This is a genomic window from Flectobacillus major DSM 103 (assembly GCF_000427405.1).
GTDB classification, from domain to species: Bacteria; Bacteroidota; Bacteroidia; order Cytophagales; family Spirosomataceae; genus Flectobacillus; species Flectobacillus major.
In genome coordinates, this window is record NZ_KE386491.1 from 5021155 (window position 1) to 5037207 (window position 16053).

A 16053-nucleotide genomic window follows, 5' to 3' on the forward strand; every position below is an offset into this window, starting at 1 on the left:
CAACTAAACCCACAACATTGATCAAGTTTGTGTAAATAGCCGAAATTTGCCTGTTTATTTTTCAAGGTTTGGCTTACTTTTTGTGATGTAGTACCTTTTTTTAGTTACAATAAGCTCTTTATGACTTTCTGCGACAATGAAGATAAACAAATTAAGTATTTTTGAAAAAAATATATGTTTATTATGCAAGACCTGTCTGTCACTCTAATTCAATCCGCATTATACTGGGAAAACCCTACGGCTAATTTGGCCATGTTCGAGGAAAAAATCGCTCAGATTACAACTCCTACCGATTTGATTGTTTTGCCCGAAATGTTTAGTACGGGATTTACGATGAATACACAAGTGGCCGAGCCTATGAATTTTACTACATTCAAATGGATGAAACAGCAGGCCAAACAAACAAAGGCTGTGGTGTTGGGAAGTGTTATGATTCATGAAAATGGTAAAAACTTCAACCGCCTTATTTGGATGCAACCCGATGGTAATTACCAGTATTACGACAAACGACACTTGTTTAGGATGGGGGAAGAGCATCTGTATTTTACAGAAGGAAATAGCCGATTGATTACTGAACTGAAAGGCTGGAAAATCTGTCCTTTGATTTGTTATGACTTGCGTTTTCCTGTGTGGGCTCGCAATGTTAACCAGGCTTACGATGTGTTGATATATGTAGCTAACTGGCCAGCGGCACGCTCGCACCCTTGGAACACCCTTTTGCTAGCACGTGCTATCGAAAATCAGAGTTATACAATAGGGGTAAATCGTGTAGGGACGGATGGCAAGGATTATGCGTTTTCGGGCGATTCGGCTGCGATTAATTATAAAGGAGAGTACCTGTATTACCAGAAAGACCAAGAGGAGGTGCATACTGTTGTTTTGTCGAAGCAAGATTTAGTGAATTTCAGAATACAATTTCCAGCCTATTTAGATGCCGATTCCTTTGTGATACAATAACGAAGAACCCTGCCAATGGCTAACATTGGCAGGGTTCAAAAAATATTATTATTACTTACTAAATAAAGCTACGTCTGCTTGCATCATATCGTCGACAAGGGCATTGAGGTCATATTTAGGTTTCCAGCCCAGTTTTGTTTGTGATTTGGTGGGGTCTCCAATCAACAATTCTACCTCGGTTGGACGGAAATAACGGGGGTCTACAGCCACTACTTCCTTACCTATTTCGATTTGGTAGGCAGGATTATTACAAGCCTTTACCACACCGATTTCGTCGACACCTTCGCCTTTAAATTCAATTTCAATTCCTACAAACGCAAAAGCCATTCTCACAAATTCTCTGACACGTGTAGTTACACCAGTAGCTATTACATAGTCTTCGGGTTTGTCTTGTTGCAAAATCAACCACATAGCTTCTACGTAATCTTTGGCATGCCCCCAGTCACGCTGAGCGTCGAGATTCCCCAAATAAAGCTTTTCTTGTTGTTGGAGGGCAATTTGAGCCACAGCTCTTGTTATTTTACGAGTTACGAAAGTTTCACCTCTTAAAGGCGACTCGTGGTTAAACAAGATACCATTTACGGCAAACATATTGTATGCTTCACGGTAATTAACGGTAATCCAGTAACCATACAATTTAGCGACAGCATACGGCGAGCGAGGGTAAAAAGGGGTTGTTTCCGATTGTGGAACTTCCTGTACCAAGCCATAAAGCTCGGATGTAGAAGCTTGGTATATTTTGGTTTTTTCGGTTAAACCAAGCAATCGAACAGCTTCTAAGATTCTTAGTGTACCGATACCATCAACCTGAGCCGTATATTCGGGTTCGTCGAAAGAAACCTTCACGTGCGACATCGCCCCGAGGTTATAAATTTCGTCGGGTTGTACTTCTTGAATAATACGAATGATATTGGTAGAATCACTTAAATCTCCATAGTGTAGAATAAACTTTACACCGCTTTCGTGTAAATCTTCGTAAAGATGGTCTATTCTTTGGGTATTGATTAATGAACTACGGCGTTTGATACCATGTACTTCGTAACCTTTTGATAGGAGTAGCTCCGCCAAATAGGCTCCATCTTGTCCTGTTATACCAGTTATAAGGGCTTTTTTCATTTATAAATTGTAAAATCGTAATATTAAAGGTCGTATTTGTCATTGATACATTTGACAAAATTAAGAAATCTCCAACCTAAACTCAAATATATCTATTGCTTCTATTGAATCATTTTACCAACATCCCCTTTTTGATTTCTACTTTGTCGGGCAGAATCATTGCTGCAGGATATACATCTTTGATACTCGTAAAATACCTTTCCGCATCCATTCTATTGAGAAAATCGCCTATTTTGACTTTGTACATAGGTTGCTGGTATATCAAGTAGGGGTATATTTCGGGAAACGATTGATAAGTGTACACTTTAGCATCGTCGGCGGCTTTTCGGTCATTGCCTACATAAATTTGTATCCTAAAACCATTGACAAATTTGATATTGCGGTTTCGCATAGCAATAGTATCCAAAATGGGATCGAGTTTTTTATTAATATGCAAAGGAATATCTCGGCTATCAAAATTAACCTTTTGATGGTTTTTAGTAGTTGTAGCAATTTCTTCGGTATCGTTAAATTTAGGTCGATAATGAGCTAATTTTTCGTCTAAGTAAGGCTCTACATGCTGGGTATTTTCATTTATTTTGTCTTTGGTACTGCTAGTTTTGGTGCTAGTATTACTGGTTAGCTGTGGCGAACAAGCCGACACCACCAGCATCAACAAAAAGATATATGAAGTTACGTGCAACTGTTTCATGATATTGTTCTAAAAAATTTCATGTCTTCAATATAAAGACAAGCACTCGCCAAAGATACAATTTTTACAAAATAATTGAAAAGCCCTTTACTCATTGTACCTTTGTTGACGGTTTAAATAGCATTTTTAGTACTATCAACTTTTCATCAGTCAAAGCTTTTCAATGGAGATTCAAGAAAACATTTCTTTACAACCTTATAATACTTTTGGTTTACAGGCTACTGCAAGGTATTTTGTTGAAGTGAATACACTCGAACAATTGGTTACAGTTCTCAAAGATAATACATTCCAAAATTTACCACGACTGTTTTTGGGTGGAGGAAGTAATATTTTATTGACCAAAGATTTTGAGGGAATTGTCATCAAAATCAATTTGCAAGGTATTGAAAAACAGCAAGAAAACGAGTTGCATGTATGGTTGAAAGCTGGTGCTGGAGTTGTTTGGCATAATTTTGTGCTACATTGTATTGCTCAAAATTGGGCTGGGGTCGAAAACCTCTCTTTGATTCCGGGTACAGTAGGGGCGGCTCCTATGCAAAATATCGGGGCGTATGGTGTCGAAATAAAAGATGTATTTGACGAGCTAGAAGCCTTGAATTTAAGTACTTTACAAATAGAAAAGTTTGCTCTCGATGATTGCCAATTTGGTTATCGTGAAAGTGTATTTAAGCATATCTATAAAAACCAATATGTTATTCTTTCGGTAACATTTCGCTTGAACAAAACGCCTAATTTTCATATTGAATATGGTGCTATCAAAGATACCATTGCCGAAATGGGAGTTCAGCAACTCAGTATCAAAGCTATTAGCGATGCGGTAATTCATATTCGCCAAAGTAAATTGCCGAATCCTGCCGAAATTGGTAATTCGGGAAGTTTCTTTAAAAATCCTGAAATACCTATTGCTCAGTTTCAAGCTCTCAAAGAACGTTTTCCTGCTATGGTATCGTTTCCTAGTATAACCCCCGCTCTTATCAAAGTACCAGCAGGCTGGCTGATAGAACAAGCTGGTTGGAAGGGCTTCAAAGATGGCCACATTGGGGTTCATGCCAAGCAGGCTTTAGTACTAGTAAACTATGGTGGAGGTAAGGGCAATGACATCAAGGCTCTTTCCGAAAAAATTCAAGCCTCGGTATTTGAAAAATTTGGTATTTTACTTCACCCCGAAGTGAATTTTATTTAGCCTTTTTGGATTGATAATATATAAGCAAAACATAAGACTCATTGATAATGAATATTCCCAAGTTAAAAAACTTAGACAAAAACAATTTCTTTTTAATGGCTGGTAGCTGTGCTATCGAAAACCGTGACTTAGCTTTTGAAATTGCAGAAAAAGTAAAAACTATTACCGACCAATTTGGTATTCCTTATATTTTCAAAGGTTCGTACCGTAAGGCCAATCGTACCAAACTCAATTCGTTTACTGGTATTGGCGATATTCCTGCTTTGGAAATATTGAAAGAAGTAGGCGAATATTATGATTTACCAACAGTAACGGACATCCACGAGTCGGACGAGGCCGCTATGGCTGCCAAATATGTAGATGTATTACAAATTCCTGCATTTTTATGCCGCCAAACCGATTTGTTAGCGGCAGCAGCCCAAACAGGAAAAGCCGTAAATATCAAAAAAGGACAGTTTATGTCGGGGCCGTCGATGGCTTTTGCTGTCGAGAAAATTCTTTTTGAAAACCCTGAAGCTACTGTATTTTTAACAGATAGAGGTAACTCTTTTGGGTATGGCGATTTGGTAGTGGATTACCGTAACATTCCAGAAATGCAAGCAATAGGCGTACCTGTGGTAATGGACTGTACGCATTCGCTGCAACAACCTAATCAAGGATCGGGTGTTACAGGTGGAAAGCCTCAGTTGATAGAAACGATTGCTAAAGCGGCAATTGCAGTAGGTGCAAATGGTCTGTTTATCGAAACTCACCCTAATCCATCTATTGCCAAGTCGGACGGAGCAAATATGCTTCCATTAGACAAACTGGAAGGTTTATTGGAAAAATTGGTTAAAATCAGACAAGCTATTGTTTAGTCATATTAGCAATGATGAAGCCTGTACGGATTGCTTAAAAACAGAATCCGAATAAATCTTTATGTTTTCCTATTAGCTAGGGAGGCAATTTGCCAGCTAATAGGAAAATATTTATGGGTAAAACTGATGTATATTCAACAGTTGTGGTTTTGGGTAGCGTTATATTTAATAAACCTAAGCCTCAATCGCTTCATAAGCACAATATTTTCTTTCCTAGAAAATAGTATTCCTAAAATTGTACCCTTAGCTGCACCTTTATTTCTGACCTGTGTGGGGCATTAATTTCGTCTAGGCCACTTCCAAATGACGTTGCATTGGTCAAATCTGTTCTAGCCCACCTTATCCAAGCCGTCAAATTCTTATTGATTTGGTATGAAATCAAAGCATAATGCCGCCAGCCAACACCATTATAGGCAGGTAGCGAAAAGGCATACATCATGTCTTGTTCGTACATATATTGGCGATTGTCATAGTCTTGGGTATTGAAATAGGCTATTCTCAGAGCCAAGGCCAATTTCCCAAAATCCCATTTGGCATCTTGGCTTAGTGCTATACCATGGGTTGAATTAAGCCCTTCAAACTGATATGTACTCATAGATATTCTTGATTGAAGTGACAAATGATAATTTATTTTATGGCTCAAATAGGTGCTGAATATTGCCCTAGTACGATGACGTACTTCTGTAATATTCTTGGTTTTTATTTTTCCTTTTTCTTCGTATTGCTGTTGAATATTTACATTTTCCTCTTTGTTTTCTAACCTCAATTGTGCTGTTATTTTTGTAGTTTTTTGGGGTTGATAAGCTGCTCGAATTAAATACTCAAACCCATTCGTTTGAGGTTTGTCAACCAAATATTTGTACCAAGGAAAATAAAAATAGTCGAAATAACTGCTCAGTTGCCATTGGCGGTTAAAGGTATATTTTAGGCCATAATAAAGCCCCGTTTCGTTGATACTGCGACTATTTTCGGCAAAAGAATTGCTATAAAAACTATGAAAATTTGGATCATATTTTCTGAAAAGCAACGACATATCTAACCTAGCGTTTAGGCTTGAGATAATCCCAGCTACCATACCAATGCCACCGCTCGAAGAACGGGCTATTTCACCAAAAAAATGATTGTTTTTGAATGCAAAAGCATAATTTAGGCTGAGTAAAAGGTTATCGTTGCCCGAAAACTCATATTGATTATATAACTTATCGGCTTTTAGCAAAGGCAATTGGTAGTGTGTATGTAGCCCAAATACTCCTATTTTAATTTTCTTTTCTGCCCAATAATAAGCCATACCGTAGCCAATATTCTGTTCGCCTTGGCTATGCTTATCGGCTATTTCAGAGGTGGTACGGTGTAGCCCCGAAGTTTGTAATGAGCTTACCCAAGACGAGGACTCGGAGGTAGAACTAACCACATTGGCATCACGTAGTGTCGATGAAAAAAAGCCAGTGGCTTGGAGTTTTCCCCACTGAAAAGACGATGCTATTCCTCTAAAAAAGTTCATTTCAAGGCTTGAGGTATGGGCTCTAATTCCTAAATCACTTCTTCTTGTAAATAGCACAGATTCGGAGCTTTTCCCCAAATAAAACCCTGCTCCCGATACAAGCCCTTGTCCAACTTGTAAAGTAAAATCGCCAAGGGTAAGATTTTTTAGAATACCTTTATTTTGAATTTGAATATGAAACGACTGAAAATCAGTGATATATTGCTCGCCTTCATCTTTTTCAAGGGTAAATCCTACTTGAAGGTTTTTGGTATGATACCATTTGTACCGTAGCAAAGTTCTGAAAGGAGTGCCCTCATAGCGTACTTTCGATCTGGTGTCGGGCGGGGTAAATCCCTTTTTTTGCTCTATATATTGCCCATAGCGAAGAATAAGCCAATGTTTGGCTTGCTGTATATCTTGCCCAAGCGATGAGGCTTTATTGGGCAAATATACAAAAGGTAGCAATCTGTAAATAGTAGGTAGATCAAAATCTGGAATAACTTGCAACTCGTAGATTGACTCAAAACTGCCAATAAGACTACGGTAGGAGAAAAAAGCATTAAGTTGTCGTTCAGATAAAATACCCAATAAGGTTAGTTGCTCAAAGGTAAGGGTATTTAAGTCGAGCGGATTTTGGTAATTCTGTAATAAACTTTCGTACATATCCTCGGATATGGCCTCGGTAGGTACTCCGAGAATATCTTCTAATGAGCCAATTTGTGCATTACTCGACTCAATAGCGATTAATAGTAAAATAGTTGTAGCTAGATTTTTCATTCTTTTTAGTGTAGTAATTACTGCTAATATACTTACATAGAATGATTTATGACAAAAAAAGCGGAAGATTTTTCTTCCGCTTCTCATGTAATATGATTTTTTGACTAAACGTGGTGCTGAAATTTGCGTCCTACGATTTCCAGAAAGTCGTTGGCTTCTTCGGCGGCCGAAATCCAATTGAATTTAGGAGCTAAAACCTTATTCATCAGGTTTTTGGCATCGGCATAGCTTTTACATGAATCTATTTCATCCAAAGCTCTGTTGTAGGCATTGATATCACCTTCAAATAATTTGCCAATAAAAATAAATTTTTGGTTGAGACTAATAGCATCAGCAACACTTTTGATTTGACGATTAAATGCCATATCAGACAACGCTGCACCTTGTCCGATTACCTCTTTTTTCAATAAGTCATTTACCGTTGGTAGTTCATCGGTAAAGGTATCTTTTAATTTTCCTATGGTAGAAGTAGGCAACTTAATGTCTGCTGGCGTTCCCTCTTTGTCTATTTTAGCCTGAATTGCTGCTACAGTAGGCAGTGGTTCATCTTCTTCTACTTCTGGTTCTTCATCGGCTTCGGGGTCGGTATCAAAAAATGATTGTGATAAGCGAGGGCCTTGTCCTGTAGTGGTATCAATCGGTATTGTTGCTTTGGTTCTCTTGATAAAACTATCTTTTTCAAAAGCTACAGTAGCTCTGAGCATTTCGAGGTATTTATCGGGATTTTCAAAATCGGTATTTATGGCAATGTCGTTGAGCCACCCCAAAGCGGTAGTCACAAATACTTTTTGTTCGTCTCCTAGTTTTTCTCTTAAACCTTTAGCAAAAACGCTATTGATTTTTGTGTATTTGGCCAGCTTATCGATACGTTCGCGAGTTAAGGTAAAGTCGGGAGAATCTCTGACAAAATCATCGAAATACTTACTAGGGTCGAGCAATAGGCAAATCGTATTTTTGACAGATTGTTCTAGGATTGGTTCAAAATGGGTGCGGTCAACCGAAATATGGTGAGAAACCGTATTCATATATGACTGAAGAGCCTGTTTTACCTCTTCGTTCTCAAAGTTGAAATAAGGGCTTTTGAACGATTCGGTGGTTGATTTCCAACTTTCATATAAGTCGCTGATTACAAAAGTATTAACCTGAGCAACATTGCTCAATTTCATAATCTGTTGACCGGAAATAGTAGTATTTCTATTAAAAAAATCATCACAAACTTTGGCAGCATACTGTTTTGCGTAGCGTTCGATTGCCTGAAAGTCTAACTTCATGCTATAATGGTTTGGTTTGATACTAGCCGATTAGCCCCAATACGGGGTAAAATATAATAGAGAAAAATATTGTAAATTTATCAATTAGAACGCAAATATTGCACCAAAGATTATGAAGACTTTGGAATAATACGAATTAATTATCGAAAGCCCCCCAAAGCCCTGTAATCTATGAGATAAACCGCCGAGATGGCTATCAAAAAAAAGACCCAAGCAGGATTGTCGAGCTTAGGTCTTTTTTTTGATAGATAAATCTATTAACTAATATCAAGTTTTTCGCAGGCTTTCATTGCGGCAGTTTGCTCGGCTTTCTTTTTTGAATACCCTTGTCCAACAGCAAAAGAGTCGTCATCAACATAAATAGTAGCAGTAAATTCTTTATTATGCTTAGCACCTTCTTCGGCAATATCGAATCTAATCTGTTTACCTTCACGTTGAGCCCATTCAATCACCAATGATTTGAAGTTAGGATTGTTTGAAACCACCAAATCAATATCAAAGTGTTGGGTTAGAATCGACTTAATGATAAACTTACGGGTAAATCTAAAACCTTTGTCGAGATAAATAGCTCCAATCAGAGCTTCAAGGGCATCGCCATACATAGATGTTCTAGCCAAAACGGTACGTCGATTGCCATCGTATTCAACGAGTTTATCGATACCAATTTTGCGAGCTACCACATTGAGCGATTCACGGCTTACCATTCTGGAGCGGATTTCTGTTAAAAAGCCCTCATCTTTAAATGGAAATTTTTTGAATAAATATTCCGCTGTTATCATTCCCAAAACCGAGTCTCCCAAAAATTCAAGGCGTTCATTTGATTCTTTGTATCCTTTTGCAACCGTTTCTTTTGAAACAGAAGAGTGCATAAAAGCCAGTCTGTAAAGCATCAGATTAGAAGGTTTTTGGCCTATAATATGTTCTACAGCTTTTTTAAGCTTTTTATCTTTGGGGTCGCTAGAAAAGAAATCTAAAATGGGTGATAACATATATTAGAAATAAGAGCAATCTGAAAAAAACACTATTAGGCAAACGAACATCAGTAAAGCCGAATCAATTATACCAGCGATATAGCAAGGACTATTATAATGAATAATAGTCCTTGAGTCATTTACTCAATAAGTATGATTCACAGACCAGTCTTGATAATTATATTTTTCTAAAAATAACTGTGGCATTGTGTCCACCAAAACCAAATCCATTACTTAATACAACATCAATTTTACGTTCCTGAGCCACGTTCAAAGTCAAGTTCAGACGATTATCAACGGCAGGGTCTTCGGTAAAATGGTTAATCGTTGGAGGTACAATTTGGTGTTGCATTGCCAAGATAGAAGCCACCGCTTCTACAGCACCAGCACCACCCAAAAGGTGTCCTGTCATTGATTTTGTTGAACTAATATTAAGTTTGTAAGCATGCTCACCAAACAATTCTACGATTGCTTTGAGCTCTTGAGGGTCGCCAAGTGGCGTTGATGTACCATGAGTATTGATATAATCAATTTCTTCAGGCTTGATATTGGCATCATCCAACGCATCTTGCATAGAAAGCAACGCACCTAATCCTTCTGGGTGCGGAGCTGTAATATGGTAAGCATCAGAAGAGAAACCTCCACCAATCATCTCTGCATAGATTTTTGCTCCTCTGGCTACAGCGTGTTCATATTCTTCAAGGATCAAAGCCCCCGAGCCTTCACCTACCACAAAGCCATCACGGTCTTTGTCATAAGGGCGAGAAGCCGTTTTAGGGTCATCGTTGCGTTCAGACATAGCACGCAAAGCCGTAAAGCCACCCACACTAGCAATAGTTACGGGAGCTTCCGAGCCACCAGTTACACAAGCCTTCAAGCGTCCTAAACGGATATAATTGAAAGCATCGATAATGGCATTGTTGGCCGAAGAACACGCCGAAACCGTAACGTAGTTGACACCACGGAATCCATGACGAATTGAAATTACCCCCGATGCCGAGTCAGCAATCATTTTGGGAATGAAGAAAGGATTAAATTTAGGTGTACCATCACCTTTCGCAAAGTTGAAGCACTCATCTTCAAATGTACGAAGCCCTCCGATACCAGAGCCCCAAATTACGCCAATCTTGTTTTTATCGACTTTTTCCAAGTCTAAACCCGAATCTTTGATAGCTTCGTCCGATGCAATAATAGCATATTGGGCGAAAGCATCCATTTTACGAGCCTCCTGACGAGGGATAAAGTTGTTTACATCAAAATTTTTTATCTCGCAAGCAAAGCGAGTACGAAACTTTTCCGCATCAAATTTAGTGATATAATCACTACCACTCACACCATTTTTGAGACCTTCCCAGTACTCAGGTGCTGTATTTCCGATAGGAGTCAATGCTCCTATACCAGTAACTACTACTCGTTTAAAGCTCATGTGGCGAAGTTGAGTTTCAAGTTCTATTCCAAAGTGGAGACAACAAGGGATGGACATTGAAGTTATGGACTTCCCATAAACGTAAAGATTCGCTTGTTAATAATCTTTTACTTCCACCATTACCCACTTGAATTTCAAATATAGATGATTTTGTAAATCTAATGAAGAAATATATTAATTAAGTGATAAAAAATCTATATTCAAGGTATATTTTCGAGAACATAGCGTAAGTATCCTTAATTGAAAACATCAAAAAAATGTGCTAACCCGAACAATGATTTTAAGCCTAAAAGGCTACTACCATGCTCAAATTAGCACACTACGAAAATTCAATTACTTGACATTTTCTTCGAGATATGAGATAGCCTGACCAACAGTTTGAATGTTCTCAGCTTGGTCGTCTGGAATAGATACATTGAATTCTTTTTCGAATTCCATAATCAATTCAACTGTGTCCAATGAGTCTGCACCCAAATCGTTTGTGAATGAAGCCTCTGGAGTTACTTCTGCTGCGTCAACGCCCAATTTCTCGACGATAATGCTTTTTACTTTTTCTGCAATTTCTGCCATTTTTAGAACGATTTTTGGTTAGAAAAACGGTGCAAAGATGATGATTTAAAATTAGATTATCAAACTATTTTTCAGTTCACCAATGCTATATTTAGTTTTTTTAGACTTTTCAAAGAAACTTCTAAACTATTCTAATTTATACTTCCAATTTTTCTTTCCGATTAATTATTAAATTAGAGTTTATGCCTAAAATTTACCTTTTAAGGGCATTTATAAGGCGAATTTATGTAATAAAAGTCAAATTAGAAACATAAAGATGCTGCTCCTAACAAACCAGCGTCATTACCCAAGGTTGCACGCTTGATTGTTAGCCCATTTACATGGTACTTGGTAAGCCATTGATTAAGCTTGCGTTTCATGGCTGGCAAGATATAGTCGAATGAAGCTGAAAGCCCTCCGCCAATCAATACCAAGTTGATGTCTAGGATAGCAATTAAGTGGCAAAGGTTTTCGCCTAATAATTCGCCAACTCTGTCAAATACAAGTAATGCTAGTTTGTCGTTATCTGCGGCGGCGGCTACCAATCCTGTTGTAGTGATAGTACCGTCGTCGGGAAGTTGTGTTTCGCCTTCGTATTCTTTACGCATTGTATTGGCCAAATCCAACAATTCATTTTTGCCAATATTACGTTCTAGTACTTTACCATTGGCCGATGGGGTATGGCCTGGCTCCATAGCATTGCCACGGCCTCCTGTAAATACCTTTTTGTTGATAATAGCAGCACCGCCTACTCCTGTACCTAAAGTAATGAATATATAACTTTCGTCGATTCTTTCTTCACCAAAATAAAACTCGCCCAATGCCGCAGCATTAGCATCGTTTTCAAGGTAGAAATTAACGCCTGGAAATCTTTTTTCTAATACTTCAACCAATGGCACCCAGTCCAATTCTGGAATAGCTGTGATTTCGACTGGCGTTCTGCGGGTCGAGTCTATCATGCCGGGCAAACCAATACCTACTCTTTTGATATGCTTGTGGTCGTGAAGTTGGAGTGCAATAGCCTCAGCCAAACGGTCTTCAAAATGACCTGATTTACGCCAGCTTACGCTATCATGACTGTAAAAATTTGAAATGTGACCAGTTTCGGAGTTCACGATGCCCATTTTTACATTCGTTCCACCGATGTCAATACCTAAATACTCAACTGCAGCCATTTATTAAGTTTGTGAGTTTGAAAGTTAAATTTATGATTAGTTAATTGGGATGCTTTTGTAAAATTGTGCCCAAAAATACATCAAAAGTTTGGAGTTTGGAACGCTAACGGCTCGTATCTGATCGATAACTGTCCAATTTATCTATTTTTTCAAGAAAAAAACTTATAATCAGTAAAATAATACAGGTTGGTTCTTTTTTTAACCTATTATTTTGGTCTTTTTTAATCGTTCTACTATTTCAAAAACGGCTGGACATACTTTTGTATTAGCCAGTGTTAGCTTCATAATACCTGCCATATTCTTGCGGTCGGTGTGTGGGTACTCACGGCAGGCTTTGGGGCGAATTTCATAAATAGAACAATAGTTGTCGGCTCCCAAAAAAGTACATGGCGAAGAATTAAGAACATAATCTTTGTCTTCGTCTAAATGTAAGTACTTTTCAATAAGTTGTACAGGACGCATTTTCAAGTGTTTGGCAATACGCTCTATATCGGTATCTGTAAATACTGGACTTGTGGTTTTACAGCAATTGGCACAGGCTAGGCAGTCTACTTCCTCAAACACTTCATCGTGTAATTGATGAAATGGGTCGTCTAAATTTTTGACTTTTTTAGCTTTTATTTTATCAAAAAACTTTTTGTTCTCTGGATACTTATTCAGTGTTGCTTCCCTGAACTCGTTGATGTTGTCTTGCGTATATGGCATGAAAATGAATATTGAATAGCAAATTTACAAATATTCTAATAATTCATGGCATTCTTGTTATTTATGTAGTCCTGAAGCATTTCCAAATTATTGGACAATCGCTATTTTGCTTACTAGGGTTTCGTTGCCTTGGGTATTGCTACTAAAAACCAAATAGATACCTGTGCTTGCTCGACTGCCCGAAAGTGTTTTGGCATTCCAAACGGCCGTTCCGCCATTGGCTCTGGTTTCATAAATGAGTCTGCCAGCGGCATCTGTAATTTTTACAAAGGCATTTTCTACGAGTCCTTCTATACTTACCAAACCCTCAAAGTCGGGCTTAACAGGGTTGGGAAATACCTTTACGTTGTTTCTTTGGGTAGTTTCGGCATCGGTGGCTGTGCCTCTGTACGATACCATTCCTTTGTTGGTACGAATAAAAACTTCTCCCGACTGCCCACTGACGGTAATATATTGAATCTGATTGCTAGGCAATGGCGAATTTTTTTCTGTAAAATTATTCACTAAACTCGTGCCATCGTCCGAAAACAAGAATAAGCCGTTGTTGGTACCAATCCATTTTCTATTGCCTCCGTCTACGGCTATTGCGGTAACGGTTTCGTTGCTGAGGAGTCGTCTTTTTTCAAAAATGGGTGTATAAGCGTCAAAATTTCTGCCTGAAAAAACAGCAGAAGGGTTGTCAAAAACAGCAACTCCAGCCGTTGTACCAGCCCATATTTGCCCGATTTTATCTGTAGCCATACTTACTACTGTACTACTTGGCAGATTCCCCAAGCCTTGCCCCGAATAAATATATATTTGTTGTTTTTGGGCGTTTTCGACCAAAATGCCTCTAAATGCTCCTAATCGCGTCCAGCGATTTCCTTCTGTATCGATAATAATAGAATCTTTACGGGTTCGATACAGGGTATCTAAGCTTGTAGGGCTGTACGACTTGAATACACCAGTATAATTACTAATAAGGCCGTTGGTATTATCGGCAATCCAGTATTTTTTTTGTGCATCTAAAACGGCATTTTGAGGCGATTGAATCAGTTTTTCGCTGAGTGTTCGTACCGAATTGTCACTTAAATCAAACTGTCGGATAATTTTATTGGCCAAAATAAGAAAAGACTGTTCGCCAAGAGGAATCAGCTTGTCGATAGCTGAAGTTAGCTTCAATAGTGTAGTAAATTGTCCGTTGTTGTATGTGAGTATATCGCCATTATTAGTGCCAAACAATAGTTTGTTACCTATAAAAGAGCTCACTCCTTGAAGTGGTGTAAGTGTACGCCAATTACCAAAGTATTGTAAATTAATGTCCGAACGCAGCGATGCCGCTCTGATACCTTGGCTTGTATTAACAAAAATGCTGTCGTTGAGAACGGCAGTTTGTAATACCCCCAACGGAGTACCACCTTCGCCCAAATACAGATAGGTTTCTTGAATATCTTTTTTGACTAAGTCGAGTACCACTAAGCCAAAGCTATAGGCCAGATAGGCTCTTGTGTTATTAAAAACAATATCGGTTACTTTTTTGGAACTCTGAATGGTATTGTTTTCTTTAATAAAGTCGATGGTAGTGATACTTGATGGCTCGTGCTGGGTATTGAGGCTCACCAAGTCGATACCGCCCGACTGGTAGCCAATTACTAACAATTGTAAAGTGGCTTGGTATTCTATGACAGCAATTTGATTTTCTGATAAACCATCGATTTTTGTTAGTTTGGTAGCTTCTTCGGCCGATTGGTCGTAGTAGAAAAGACCTTCTTGAGTGGCACAGTAAACAATATTGGAAGCAATAGCTACATCGACAGCCCGAGTGTAATTAAAATGGGTTTGCCATGTACCAACAGGAATAGGGTTTTGTGCGTTGATAAAAAAGCTAAGTCCTATTTGGGCAATAGCAGATAAACCCAGTTTTCTGGAAAAAACTTGATGAAAAAGTTTTTCCAGAAAACATAGAAGAGGATATATTTTTAAAGATGAAAGCATTTTCGACATCTGGCTTCGTAGCTATCTGTTTCGCCCAAAACAACTTGGTCTTGAACAGCAATTTTACGGTAAGAATAATTGGCGACATCGCCACATACTACACATACAGCATGAACCTTGGTAATGTATTCGGCCACAGCCATAAGGTTGGGCATTGGGCCAAAAGGATTTCCTAGAAAATCCATATCCAGCCCAGCAATAATAACTCTTTTGCCAGATTCGGCCAATTTGTTGGCTATATCAACGACGGTATTATCAAAAAACTGAGCCTCGTCGATACCTACAACATCGCAGTTGCCTACAAGTGCTAGCATGTCGCTTGGGTGCTGAATTGGGACAGAACCTACCGACGAGGCATTGTGCGACACAATGTCTTCGGCATGATAGCGGGTGTCAACAGTGGGTTTAAATATCTTTACTTCTTGTTTGGCAATACGAGCCCTGTTTAATCGTCGGATAAGTTCTTCTGTTTTGCCCGAAAACATAGAGCCACAGATTACTTCAATCCAGCCTGTACGCTTTTCTTTTTGTTGATGTTGATTATGATATGGTTCGATGAACACGATAAAAAAAGGATAAGTGATATAATTACTTGAGAAAACCTAGATTTAGGCCATAATAGCTTTATGGATTTCATAAAAGCTAATAGATGAATTTACGAAGATACAAGATTTTGTGTTTTGTATCCAGAAATAGCCTTGCACTTATCGTTTTTACTTTTTTTTTGCTATATTCGTAGTACAAGGAACTATTAGCCTTATTCATCATCAACAAACAATACCCCTAAATCCTAAAAATTGACAGAGGAAATGACGCTTTGGTCGTTTCGTCGTTAGGTTGTTGACAGTATTTAAGTTAATATTTTCCAGCATTTCTAGTACATATCTTTCTCAAAAACAATCATCTCAACGCTGAATT

At 38.3% G+C, this 16053-nt stretch carries 14 protein-coding genes; 3 read left to right on the plus strand and 11 right to left on the minus strand.

From position 1 onward, the window contains the following. Nucleotides 1-183 precede the first annotated feature (183 nt). Entirely contained in the window at nt 184-957 is a 774-nt protein-coding gene (locus FLEMA_RS74810) for an amidohydrolase (protein ID WP_044175282.1), read from the plus strand. 51 nt (nt 958-1008) lie between these two features. Here the strand turns inward: FLEMA_RS74810 and gmd are convergent, their stop codons facing one another. Both gmd and FLEMA_RS74815 read right to left on the minus strand, forming a co-directional pair. After that, the gene (gene gmd / locus FLEMA_RS0158875) at nt 1009-2073 is read right to left on the minus strand and encodes a GDP-mannose 4,6-dehydratase (RefSeq protein WP_026998005.1); all 1065 of its coding nucleotides are present in this window, start codon (nt 2071-2073) and stop codon (nt 1009-1011) included. A gap of 109 nt (nt 2074-2182) precedes the next feature. Beyond that, the gene (locus FLEMA_RS74815) at nt 2183-2764 is read right to left on the minus strand and encodes an SPOR domain-containing protein (protein WP_052354313.1); all 582 of its coding nucleotides are present in this window, start codon (nt 2762-2764) and stop codon (nt 2183-2185) included. A 163-nt stretch (nt 2765-2927) separates the two neighbouring features. Between FLEMA_RS74815 and murB the strand changes: the two genes are divergently transcribed. Together murB and kdsA are read left to right on the plus strand one after the other, a co-directional pair. Then, complete coding sequence (gene murB / locus FLEMA_RS74820; RefSeq protein ID WP_044173834.1) at nt 2928-3947, plus strand: UDP-N-acetylmuramate dehydrogenase; 1020 nt, start codon at nt 2928-2930, stop codon at nt 3945-3947. A gap of 47 nt (nt 3948-3994) precedes the next feature. Then, nucleotides 3995-4804: a 3-deoxy-8-phosphooctulonate synthase gene (gene kdsA, locus FLEMA_RS74825; RefSeq protein WP_044173836.1), complete on the plus strand. Its 810-nt coding sequence runs from the start codon at nt 3995-3997 to the stop codon at nt 4802-4804. 229 nt (nt 4805-5033) lie between these two features. Here the strand turns inward: kdsA and FLEMA_RS74830 are convergent, their stop codons facing one another. From FLEMA_RS74830 to FLEMA_RS0159045, 9 genes are all read right to left on the minus strand, one after another. Next, nucleotides 5034-7064, minus strand: coding sequence for a ComEA family DNA-binding protein (locus tag FLEMA_RS74830; protein ID WP_044173838.1), 2031 nt, complete (start codon nt 7062-7064; stop codon nt 5034-5036). Between the two features lie 104 nt (nt 7065-7168). Continuing rightward, on the minus strand, nt 7169-8335 hold the full coding sequence (locus FLEMA_RS0158950; protein WP_026997423.1) for a DUF8457 domain-containing protein: 1167 nt from the start codon (nt 8333-8335) through the stop codon (nt 7169-7171). Nucleotides 8336-8592: 257 nt separating this feature from the next. Next, entirely contained in the window at nt 8593-9324 is a 732-nt protein-coding gene (gene rnc, locus FLEMA_RS0158960; RefSeq protein ID WP_026998006.1) for a ribonuclease III, read from the minus strand. Nucleotides 9325-9484: 160 nt separating this feature from the next. Then, nucleotides 9485-10732: a beta-ketoacyl-ACP synthase II gene (gene fabF / locus FLEMA_RS0158975; protein ID WP_026998007.1), complete on the minus strand. Its 1248-nt coding sequence runs from the start codon at nt 10730-10732 to the stop codon at nt 9485-9487. A gap of 333 nt (nt 10733-11065) precedes the next feature. Beyond that, nucleotides 11066-11302 (minus strand): acyl carrier protein, encoded by a 237-nt coding sequence (locus FLEMA_RS0158995; protein WP_026998008.1) that lies wholly within the window; start codon nt 11300-11302, stop codon nt 11066-11068. A 242-nt stretch (nt 11303-11544) separates the two neighbouring features. Next, a complete protein-coding gene (locus FLEMA_RS0159010; protein ID WP_026998009.1) occupies nt 11545-12456 on the minus strand; it encodes an ROK family protein in 912 nt (303 codons plus the stop codon). 198 nt (nt 12457-12654) lie between these two features. Next, a complete protein-coding gene (locus tag FLEMA_RS0159025; protein ID WP_044173840.1) occupies nt 12655-13161 on the minus strand; it encodes a YkgJ family cysteine cluster protein in 507 nt (168 codons plus the stop codon). 87 nt (nt 13162-13248) lie between these two features. Then, a complete protein-coding gene (gene porZ, locus FLEMA_RS76380) occupies nt 13249-15144 on the minus strand; it encodes a type IX secretion system anionic LPS delivery protein PorZ (RefSeq protein ID WP_052354314.1) in 1896 nt (631 codons plus the stop codon). Beyond that, nucleotides 15120-15698 (minus strand): thymidine kinase, encoded by a 579-nt coding sequence (locus FLEMA_RS0159045; protein WP_026998011.1) that lies wholly within the window; start codon nt 15696-15698, stop codon nt 15120-15122. Before FLEMA_RS0159045 ends, porZ begins: the two co-directional genes overlap by 25 nt. Nucleotides 15699-16053: the final 355 nt, after the last annotated feature.